The organism is Citrobacter sp. SX206 (assembly GCF_024181025.1).
Lineage (GTDB): Bacteria > Pseudomonadota > Gammaproteobacteria > Enterobacterales > Enterobacteriaceae > Citrobacter > Citrobacter youngae.
In genome coordinates this window covers 1439862-1450470 of record NZ_CP049738.1, presented here as the reverse complement: position 1 = coordinate 1450470, position 10609 = coordinate 1439862, and the positions used below count along the sequence as shown (strand labels likewise).

Genomic DNA, 10609 nt, shown 5'->3' with positions numbered 1-10609 from the left:
CATGCTTCCAGTTGGCTCGGTCAGTGACCAAGCGTTAATCGAATTTCTTATCGCGACACAGGGCTAACCCTGTGATCACCAGCGCTCTTTCAGCAGGTTCGGCTGAATACCACCAATAGCGTGGGTATTGCTGAAGGTCTGCTTAATGCCAGCTTCGAATTCTTCGCGGAAATATTTAATGGCGCTCTGTAGCGGTTCCACCGCACCCGGTGCGTGTGCACAGAAGGTTTTACCCGGGCCGAGGAAACGACACAGTTGCTCAAGTGTCTCGATATCCCCAGGCTGGCCTTCGCCACGCTCTAGCGCACGCAGAATTTTCACACTCCACGGCAGACCATCACGGCACGGCGTACACCAGCCACAGGACTCGCGGGCAAAGAACTCTTCGAGGTTACGCACCAGCCCAACCATGCCAATCTCGTGGTCAACCGCCATCGCCAGCGCGGTACCCAGACGGCTACCGGCTTTACCAATGCTTTCGAATTCCATCGGCAGGTCGAGATGTGCTTCAGTCAGGAAGTCAGTCCCCGCGCCGCCCGGCTGCCAGGCTTTGAACTTCAGGCCATCGCGCATGCCGCCCGCGTAATCTTCGAGGATTTCACGCGCAGTAGTGCCGAACGGCAGCTCCCACAGTCCCGGATTCTTCACGCGACCAGAGAAGCCCATCAGTTTGGTGCCCGCGTCTTTGCTCTTCGAAATGTTCTGGTACCACTCCACGCCGTTTGCGAGGATAGCCGGTACGTTACACAGGGTTTCGACGTTGTTAACGCAGGTCGGTTTACCCCATGCACCAGAGCTTGCCGGGAACGGCGGCTTGGAGCGTGGGTTAGCACGGCGACCTTCGAGGGAGTTGATCAGCGCGGTTTCTTCACCACAGATGTAACGCCCCGCCCCGGTGTGCACAAACAGTTCGAAATCGAAACCGGTGCCCATGATGTTTTTGCCAAGCAGACCGGCTTCGGTCGCTTCGGCAATCGCGCGGCGCAGATGCACAGCCGCTTCGATATATTCACCGCGCAGGAAGATGTAACCACGGTACGCTTTCAGCGCAAACGCGGAGATCAGCATGCCTTCCACCAGCAGGTGCGGCAGCTGTTCCATCAACAAGCGGTCTTTATAGGTGCCGGGTTCCATTTCATCGGCGTTACACAGCAGGTAACGGATGTTCATGGATTCGTCTTTCGGCATCAGGCTCCACTTCAGACCGGTGGAAAAGCCTGCGCCACCGCGCCCTTTCAGGCCAGCGTCTTTTACCTGGTTGACGATTTCATCCGGTGACAGCCCGGTCAGGGCCTTACGCGCACCTTCATAACCGTTCTTGCTACGATATTCGTCCAGCCATACAGGCTGTTTGTCATCACGCAGACGCCAGGTCAGCGGATGCGTTTCGGGAGTACGGATAATGTCTTTCATTTATACCGCTCCAACAGTTCGGGAATGCCTTCCGGGGTCAGGTGAGCATGAGTATCTTCATCGATCATCATATTCGGCCCCTTGTCGCAGTTCCCCAGGCAACAGGTCGGCAGCAGCGTAAAGCGACCATCAAAGGTCGTCTGCCCCGGCTTGATGTTGAGTTTTTTCTCAAGCGCAGCCTGGATCCCCTGGTAGCCATTGATATGGCACACGACGCTGTCGCAATAGCGGATCACGTGGCGACCGACCGGCTGACGGAAGATCTGGCTGTAGAATGTCGCAACACCTTCGACGTCGCTTGCCGGGATACCCAGCACGTCAGCGATCGCGTAGATCGCCCCATCCGGCACCCAGCCACGCTGCTTCTGAACGATTTTCAGCGCTTCAATGGACGCCGCACGCGGGTCTTCGTAGTGGTGCTTCTCGTGCTCAATCGCTTCACGCTCAGCCGCACTCAGCTCAAAAGCCTCGGTTTGTGGTTGTTGATTCTCGTGCATAATTAGCGGTCCACATCTGACATAACAAAATCGATACTACCCAGATGGACGATCAGGTCGGACACCAGGCTGCCACGTACCGCTACCGGGATCTGCTGCAGGTGCGCATAGCTCGGGGTACGGATACGGGTACGATAACTCATGGTGCTGCCATCGCTGGTCAGGTAGTAACTGTTAATACCCTTGGTCGCTTCCACCATCTGGAAGGACTCGTTTGCCGGCATAACCGGACCCCACGAAACCTGCAGGAAGTGGGTGATAAGGGTTTCGATATGTTGCAGCGTGCGCTCTTTCGGCGGCGGCGTCGTCAGCGGGTGATCCGCTTTGAACGGGCCTTCCGGCATGTTATTGAGGCACTGCTCAAGGATGCGCAGACTCTGGCGCAGCTCTTCAACTTTTAGCATCACGCGGGTATAGCAGTCGGACACACCGCCGCCAACCGGGACTTCAAAGTCAAAGTTTTCGTAGCCAGAGTACGGACGCGCTTTACGCACGTCGAAATCAATACCGGTCGCACGCAGCGCAGCACCGGTACAGCCCCAGTCCAGCGCTTCTTTCTTGCCGTAAGCGGCAACGCCCTGCGAACGGCCTTTCAGGATGGTGTTACGCAGCGCGGCTTTCTCGTAAGAATCCAGACGTTTTGGCATCCAGTCGAGGAAATCACGCAGCAGTTTGTCCCAACCGCGCGGCAGATCGTGTGCCACACCGCCGATACGGAACCAGGCCGGGTGCATACGGAAACCGGTGATCGCTTCCACGACGTCGTAGATTTTCTGACGGTCGGTAAAGGCGAAAAATACCGGAGTCATTGCGCCGACGTCCTGAATGAACGTGGAGATGTACAGCAGGTGGCTGTTGATACGGAACAGTTCAGAGAGCATGACGCGAATCACGTTGACGCGATCCGGTACGGTAATACCCGCCAGCTTTTCGACTGCCAGCACGTACGGCATTTCGTTCACGCAGCCACCGAGGTACTCGATACGGTCAGTGTACGGAATATAGCTGTGCCAGGACTGACGTTCGCCCATCTTTTCAGCGCCACGGTGGTGGTAGCCGATGTCAGGTACGCAGTCGACGATTTCTTCGCCATCAAGCTGCAGGACAATACGGAACGCACCATGGGAAGACGGGTGGTTAGGACCGAGGTTGAGGAACATAAAGTCCTCGTTTTCGGTGCTACGCTTCATGCCCCAGTCTTCAGGTTTGAAGGTCAGCGCTTCCATTTCCAGATCCTGTTTGGCTTTAGTCAGCTCAAACGGGTCAAATTCGGTCGCACGCGCCGGGTAGTCTTTACGCAGCGGATGGCCTTCCCAGGTATGCGGCATCAGCAGACGCGTCAGGTGCGGGTGACCTTCGATGTCGATGCCAAACATTTCCCAGGTTTCACGCTCATACCAGTTGGCGTTCGGGAACAGTTTGGTGAAAGTCGGTACGCGCAGATCGTTTTCGGACAAAGCCACCTTGAGCATGATATCGCGATTGCGTTCAATGGAGATCAGGTGATAGAAAACGGAAAAATCCGCGGCGGGTAACCCTTCGCGGTGCGTACGCAGACGTTCGTCCATGCCGTGTAAGTCAAACAGCATGACGTAAGGTTTCGGCAGTCTCTTTAAGAAATCGCCAACTTCGAGTAACTGTTCACGCTTGACCCAGACAACGGGTACCCCAGTGCGAGTAGCCTGAACGGTAAAGGCATCCGGCCCAAAACGGTTGCGCAGTTCGCCAATGACCGGGTCATCAAGGTGATCCCGTGTTTGCCATACGGCGTCTTGCGCGGTTAAGTCGGTCATATTGTTCACCATTGCAAATGGTCCGTGGTGGTCGGCAGTGCTTCGCGCTATTTATGTAGTGGTAAGCGAAGGAAGTGCTGCTGCCGACAGGCGCAAATTAAATCTCGTCTGGTGTACGAAGATTCGTTACAGCAATACGTTCGCCGCGTTTACGCTCGCGTTCTGACTGCATATTGGCGCGATAAACGCCCTGATCGCCAACCACCCAGGAGAGCGGACGGCGTTCTTTGCCAATGGAATCTTGCAGCAGCATCAGTGCCTGCATGTACGCTTCTGGACGCGGCGGGCATCCCGGGATGTACACATCGACCGGAATAAATTTATCAACGCCCTGCACTACCGAGTAGATATCGTACATACCGCCGGAGTTGGCGCAGGCGCCCATGGAAATAACCCATTTCGGTTCCAGCATCTGATCGTAGAGGCGCTGAATAACCGGGGCCATTTTGGTAAAGCAGGTTCCGGCTACGACCATCAGGTCAGCCTGACGCGGCGATGCACGCAATACTTCTGCACCAAAACGGGCCACGTCATGCACGGCGGTAAACGAGGTCACCATCTCTACGTAGCAGCAGGAAAGGCCAAAGTTATATGGCCAAATTGAGTTTTTACGGCCCCAGTTAACCATGTCATGCAGCTTGCCCATGAACACGTTTTTGTTAACTTCCTGCTCCAGGGGGTCGGTTACGATCTCCTGTTTTTGCAGGGGGTAACGGTCGTTCTCACCGTTAGGATCTATGCGGGTGAGCGTATAATCCATCTTAATGCCTCGCGGTTAGCGTTGACGATTAGCGATACTGTTCGTTTCCGGGTTCATACGCTCGCGGCGTGAACGCGCGGGCGTCCAGTCCAGCGCGCCAATACGCACCAGATAAACCAGACCTGCCAGTAACACAAAAATAAAAATTGCAGCTTCCACAAAGCCAATCCAACCGCTTTCACGGATAGAGGTTGACCATGCGAACAGATACAGCGCTTCAACGTCGAAGATAACGAAGAACATGGCTACCAGATAAAACTTGGCAGACAGGCGCAAGCGGGCGGTGCCGACCGAGTCGATACCTGATTCAAACGGCACGTTTTTAGATCTCGCGCGTGCGCGACCACCTAAAAACCAGCCGCCGACGAGCATCAGGCAGCACAGGCCAATGGCGACAATAAGAAAGATAGCGAATGCCCAGTGATGAGCGATGACTTCAGTGGATGTTGACATACTCATTGCTTACTCATCAAAAGTAGCGCCAAATTCTCTGCTCTTTTCGGCAGATGAACGCCACATCGATTCATGGGGAGGAATAAAAAAAACCTTACAATCACTGTGAAAAATCATTTTAGACAGCTAATTGATGGGGTTTTTTACTCCTTTCTATAACCTTTTGTCAACTTTAACAAAAGTTTCCTCACATTATTTTACACAACTCCAACACCATTAACATAAAGTGCTATTTAGACCCATTTCGATCGCGTCATCGGTCATTTTTAATGTTGTTGAATCGTGTCCGTAGTGAAGTAAAAAAATGATACCCGTCTATTTTGACAGGAATTCACACAGATGCCTCCCCCTAAATGGGAGTATTTTCTTGATCTGTGACACGCTTTTGTTAATTCACCATAAAAAACAGCAACAATTTCTCTAGTTTTTTAACATGAAAATGAATAGCGCCTCGAGTGATTGTTTTTTGCACTATTTGTAGGTGATTTTTTTACCTACTGATTTTGTTAAGTTTTGGTATACAAAATGCCATCTCCGACCATTATTTGCATAAAAAAAGAGCCACTGGATGTTTTTTCATCACCAGCGACTCTTTTTTGCACTTACATTTTATAACGATTATTTATGGTACATCACTCAAAGTCGCCTTCGACAATCAGCGAATCGTCTCCCCCTTCAGGGGTAAACTGGTTGTATTGCCAGGGAGTTTGTTACGTCCATGGCGCGCGAACAACTCTTTCCCCACAAGTTGTTCGAGACGTTGCATTTGCTGACTCACCGCAGACTGAGTGCGACATACCGCAGCTGCCGCAGCCGCGAAGGTATTCAGATCGGCAACGGCAACGAAGGTTCTCAGCAGATCGAGATCGAGGTTAATTATCGGACGATTTGCATTTATCATAATTTTTCACTTACTCGCGGGTCATACCGGGTTAATGCTGTGCATTCAGAAACAAACAACTCCATTTGTAATGGGCCTCCCTCGCAGTTTCACCAGGTGTAACCAGGTGAAAATAAGGATGTATTTGCTTTAACAAACGAAACAATTCCCTTTCAGCGCTATATAATACCCGTGACACTCATCGGAATATAGCAACGAGAAAGAGTCATTTTTTTAGCTGTTGGATGATTCTGACTAATGGAAAACATGTAAATTTTGTAAATTTGAAAAATAGTTAACGAACACTAATTTACACATTAAAAACTAACTTTTCAGTATGTTAGAAACTCTTAACTAACATTAGAATTATCGCAAAACACAAGTTGCGTACCATTTCATGGGACTTATCTTAACCTAAAACCACTATATTTATAAGTGTTATCGCGAATTAATCGAAGCAAAAAGGTGATAACTCAGACTGGCAGTTTTCGTATTATTAACGCGTTCAATAAATACTGTTTAAATATTAAATAATAATTAATTAAGAATGCCACCATTCATTAATTATACTTAACAATAGATTCACACCGCGTCGTTGTCAGATCAGGCCGATAACAGTTTGTCAGGCTCAAACCTCAGTATTTTCGAATTGCGCAATACAGCAGATACTCCCGACCGCGCCCCGTTTTGCACATCTCACTATTTTTACCAAAACAAATCACCATACCCGAGCCGCCACCTCGAAACATATAACCACAAAATCAAAAATATCAAGATTATAATTCTATATTAATTTCATTATTTAGTTATTAACAGTTAATTATAACATCGCAACTTTCGAAATCTTCTACTAAAGACCCTTCAAAACTCACCGTCGGGGGAGTACATTGTTCTGTGCTGACTTCCACGGCAGGGAGTGGCATTCACAGCTAAAAAGGTCAAGATTCATGTCCCCCATTGAAAAATCCAGCAAATTAGAAAATGTCTGTTATGACATTCGTGGCCCGGTTCTGAAGGAAGCAAAGCGCCTGGAAGAAGAAGGCAATAAAGTTCTGAAACTCAACATCGGCAACCCTGCGCCATTCGGGTTTGAAGCACCAGATGAAATTCTGGTCGATGTGATCCGCAATTTGCCTACCGCACAAGGGTATTGCGATTCAAAAGGTCTTTATTCAGCCCGCAAAGCGATCATGCAGCATTACCAGGCCCGCGGGATGCGCGATGTTACCGTGGAGGACATTTATATCGGTAATGGCGTTTCTGAATTAATCGTTCAGGCGATGCAGGCGTTGCTGAACAGTGGGGACGAAATGCTGGTTCCTGCACCTGATTACCCGCTGTGGACAGCGGCAGTATCGCTCTCTGGCGGTAATGCCGTGCACTACCTGTGTGATGAATCGTCAGACTGGTTCCCGGACCTTGATGATATTCGGGCAAAAATCACCCCGCGCACACGTGGGATCGTCATCATTAACCCAAACAACCCTACCGGCGCCGTTTACTCTAAAGAGCTGCTGATGGAGATTGTTGAGATTGCTCGCCAGAACAACCTCATTATCTTTGCTGACGAGATTTATGACAAAATTCTCTATGATGATGCCGAGCATCACTCAATTGCGGCAATGGCCCCGGATCTGCTGACTATTACCTTCAATGGCCTGTCAAAAACTTATCGTGTTGCGGGGTTCCGCCAGGGTTGGATGGTACTGAACGGGCCGAAGAAACATGCCAAAGGGTATATTGAAGGTCTTGAAATGTTGGCCTCCATGCGTTTATGCGCCAACGTTCCAGCGCAACACGCCATTCAAACCGCGCTGGGTGGATACCAGAGCATCAGCGAATTTATCATGCCAGGCGGACGTTTGTATGAACAGCGCAACCGGGCCTGGGAATTACTTAATGATATTCCGGGCGTCTCCTGCGTGAAGCCACGCGGCGCGCTGTATATGTTCCCGAAAATTGATGCCAAACGCTTCAATATTCACGACGACCAGAAGATGGTTCTCGACTTTCTGCTGCAGGAAAAAGTCCTGCTGGTTCAGGGAACGGCTTTCAACTGGCCGTGGCCGGATCATTTCCGTATCGTCACACTGCCGCGTATTGACGATATCGAAATGTCGCTAAGTAAATTCGAGCGCTTCCTGTCAGGCTATCACCAGTTGTAATTAAACAAAGGCTGTCGGACCAGTATGACGAGTATTTGCATCTGACAGCCTTCTCTGCGCACAATGACTCTTAGGTTGCCATCATATAAGGGTCGTTATGAAGCAGAGCCATTTTTTTGCCCACCTATCCCGTCTGAAGCTCATTAACCGCTGGCCGCTGATGCGCAACGTGCGCACCGAAAACGTGTCTGAACACAGTCTGCAGGTTGCCATGGTTGCTCATGCGCTGGCCGCGATCAAAAACCGTAAATTTGGTGGTCAGGTAAATGCTGAGCGTATTGCCCTGCTGGCGATGTATCACGATGCGTCAGAGGTGTTAACCGGCGATCTCCCTACCCCAGTGAAATATTTCAACTCGCAGATTGCTCAGGAATATAAAGCGATAGAGAAAATTGCCCAGCAAAAACTGGTCGATATGGTTCCCGATGAGTTGCGCGATATTTTTGCACCGCTCATTGATGAACATGCCTTAAGTGAAGAAGAAAGATCGATTGTTAAACAGGCCGATGCCCTGTGCGCGTATCTGAAGTGCCTGGAAGAACTCTCAGCCGGTAACAACGAGTTTCTGCTGGCGAAAACACGTCTGGAAAAAACGCTGGAGTCACGACGCAGCGAAGAGATGGACTACTTTATGGACATGTTTGTCCCAAGCTTTCACCTCTCATTAGATGAAATCAGTCAGGATTCACCACTTTAAACGATTTTGCCGGATGGCGGCTAACGCCTTATCCGGCCTACAGGTAGGCGTGATATCCGTAGGCCTGATAAGCGCATCGCCATCAGGCGTTTACTGCGGCGGTCAAAACGGGAACAGCATCGGGATCATCACCACGCACACTGCCATGACAATCACCGTAAACGGTACGCCAATCTTCACGAAGTCGCTAAAGCTGTAGTTACCCGGCCCCAACACCAGCGTGTTAACAGGTGAAGACACCGGCGTCATAAAGGCGGCGGAAGCCGCCATCGCAATCACCATCGCAAAAGGATACGGCGAAACGCCCATCGACTTTGCCGCCGCCAGCGCAATCGGTGCCATCAGCACCGCTGTTGCGGTATTCGAGATAAATAAACCAATGGTCGCACACAGGACAAACAGACAACCCAGCATCATGTACGGGCCATATCCCCCACCGACGTCCATGAGTCCTTTTACCACCAGATCGACACCGCCGGTCTTTTGTAAAGCCAGCGCAAAAGGCATCATCCCGACGATCAAGATAATGCTTGGCCAGTGGATCGCCTTATAGGCGCTCTCTGCATCAATACACCGGAATTTCCCCATCAGCAGGCAGGCGATAATTGCGGCCACCGTATTGGGTATTTCATCCGTCAGCATTAACGCAACCATCAGAACCAGGCAGAAAATCGCGTGCGGTGCCTGGCTGTGCGCCGGAGACGCTTCACTGACTTCGACCGGCATGTTCAACACCACAAAGTCGCGGCCTTTTTTACCCAACGATGTGATAAGTTTCCAGTTACCCACGACCAGAATGATATCGCCCATCAGCAACGGTTCATCCACTACCGCGCCGTCCATCGCCGTACCATCACGCTTCACCCCGACGACATTCAGGCCGTAACGCGTACGAAACGCGATTTCCCTTACCGTTTTACCGATTAATTCTGATTCCGGGATCAACGAAATCTCAGCCATCCCCACATCAAGCGCCTGTTCGGAAAAATACTCGCCGCGCAGCACCATCGGCTCCAGCAATTGTTCACTGCAGAATTCGCGCAGATCGACATCAGCGGCGGACATATCAATGAGCAAAACGTCACGGGCACGGAACTCAGAGACCCCATTAACGTCCACAATCACGCGCCGAAAGCGACGCCAGCGCTCAACACCAATCACGTTCGCCCCGTAGCGCTCACGCAGCTTCAGGTCGTCAAGACGCTGGCCAATCATCGGCGAGCCGGGACGAATAGCCAGGCGGCGGGCGCGCCCCGTCAGACGATACTCTTTGATAAGATCGCGAAAGGTCCGGCGTTTCCAGCCATCCCCCTGTTGCCCGGAGTCCTCACCTTTGAGCATAAAACGCATCAGCAGCATGTAAATGATGCCGAGCACCAGAACAACCAGCCCAAGCGGGGTCACGCTGAAAAAGCTGAAACCGTTGAGTCCCTCGCGCAGTAACTCACTGTTGACGACCAGGTTGGGCGGCGTCGCCACCAGCGTCATCATGCCGCTGATAAGCCCCGCGAAGCTAAGCGGCATCATCAGACGCGAGGGCGAGGTTTGCATGCGCATAGATACGCTTAAAACAACAGGAATAAAAATCGCGACTACGCCAGTGGAACTCATAAAGGCACCGAGCCCGGCGACGGTGATCATCAGCAAAACCAGCATTTTGACTTCACTACTGCCGGCCACCTTCACCAGCCATGCCCCCATCACCGTTGCCACCCCGGTACGCACCAGGCCGTCACCAATGATAAATAAAGCCGCAATCAAAATAACGTTAGGATCGCTGAAACCCGAAAAAGCCTCTGAGATGCTCAGTGTTCCACTCAGAACAAAGGCAATGATGACCAACAGAGCAACTGCATCCATACGCACTCTGCCAGTGGCAAACAAAACGACGGCAATCGCCAGCAATGAGAGAACCCATATCAATTCACCGTTCACAACATATCCTTGTTAA

General features: G+C 51.2%; 8 protein-coding genes and 1 pseudogene. 2 read left to right on the top strand and 7 right to left on the bottom strand.

The features are described from left to right. Positions 1-75 precede the first annotated feature (75 nt). From nuoF to G8S19_RS07010, 6 genes and pseudogenes are all read right to left on the bottom strand, one after another. The gene (nuoF, locus tag G8S19_RS07035; RefSeq protein WP_005129472.1) at positions 76-1413 is read right to left on the bottom strand and encodes an NADH-quinone oxidoreductase subunit NuoF; all 1338 of its coding nucleotides are present in this window, start codon (positions 1411-1413) and stop codon (positions 76-78) included. After that, complete coding sequence (nuoE, locus tag G8S19_RS07030) at positions 1410-1910, bottom strand: NADH-quinone oxidoreductase subunit NuoE (RefSeq protein WP_003028069.1); 501 nt, start codon at positions 1908-1910, stop codon at positions 1410-1412. The genes nuoF and nuoE overlap by 4 nt, the downstream gene beginning before the upstream one ends. Before the next feature lie 2 nt (positions 1911-1912). Further along, positions 1913-3715, bottom strand: a complete 1803-nt coding sequence (gene nuoC / locus G8S19_RS07025) for an NADH-quinone oxidoreductase subunit C/D (RefSeq protein WP_075551358.1) — start codon at positions 3713-3715, stop codon at positions 1913-1915. Between the two features lie 85 nt (positions 3716-3800). Continuing rightward, a complete protein-coding gene (nuoB, locus tag G8S19_RS07020) occupies positions 3801-4463 on the bottom strand; it encodes an NADH-quinone oxidoreductase subunit NuoB (protein WP_003028075.1) in 663 nt (220 codons plus the stop codon). Positions 4464-4478: 15 nt separating this feature from the next. Then, on the bottom strand, positions 4479-4922 hold the full coding sequence (gene nuoA / locus G8S19_RS07015) for an NADH-quinone oxidoreductase subunit NuoA (RefSeq protein WP_040230134.1): 444 nt from the start codon (positions 4920-4922) through the stop codon (positions 4479-4481). A 697-nt stretch (positions 4923-5619) separates the two neighbouring features. Next, positions 5620-5817 (bottom strand): annotated as a pseudogene (locus G8S19_RS07010) (LysR family transcriptional regulator); the annotation flags it as partial. 926 nt (positions 5818-6743) lie between these two features. Here G8S19_RS07010 and alaA point away from each other — a divergent pair. After that, complete coding sequence (gene alaA, locus G8S19_RS07005) at positions 6744-7961, top strand: alanine transaminase AlaA (protein WP_005129483.1); 1218 nt, start codon at positions 6744-6746, stop codon at positions 7959-7961. Positions 7962-8058: 97 nt separating this feature from the next. Next, positions 8059-8658 (top strand): 5'-deoxynucleotidase, encoded by a 600-nt coding sequence (gene yfbR, locus G8S19_RS07000; RefSeq protein ID WP_061068221.1) that lies wholly within the window; start codon positions 8059-8061, stop codon positions 8656-8658. Between the two features lie 102 nt (positions 8659-8760). Here yfbR and G8S19_RS06995 read toward each other — a convergent pair whose 3' ends face one another. Then, a complete protein-coding gene (locus G8S19_RS06995) occupies positions 8761-10593 on the bottom strand; it encodes an SLC13 family permease (protein ID WP_048211069.1) in 1833 nt (610 codons plus the stop codon). Positions 10594-10609 lie beyond the last annotated feature (16 nt).

Coding starts and splice junctions, on each gene's coding strand:
- nuoF (WP_005129472.1), bottom strand. CDS start 1,413: ATGAAAGACATTATCCGTACTCCCGAAACGCATCCGCTGACCTGGCGT.
- nuoE (WP_003028069.1), bottom strand. CDS start 1,910: ATGCACGAGAATCAACAACCACAAACCGAGGCTTTTGAGCTGAGTGCG.
- nuoB (WP_003028075.1), bottom strand. CDS start 4,463: ATGGATTATACGCTCACCCGCATAGATCCTAACGGTGAGAACGACCGT.
- yfbR (WP_061068221.1), top strand. CDS start 8,059: ATGAAGCAGAGCCATTTTTTTGCCCACCTATCCCGTCTGAAGCTCATT.
- nuoA (WP_040230134.1), bottom strand. CDS start 4,922: ATGAGTATGTCAACATCCACTGAAGTCATCGCTCATCACTGGGCATTC.
- nuoC (WP_075551358.1), bottom strand. CDS start 3,715: ATGGTGAACAATATGACCGACTTAACCGCGCAAGACGCCGTATGGCAA.
- alaA (WP_005129483.1), top strand. CDS start 6,744: ATGTCCCCCATTGAAAAATCCAGCAAATTAGAAAATGTCTGTTATGAC.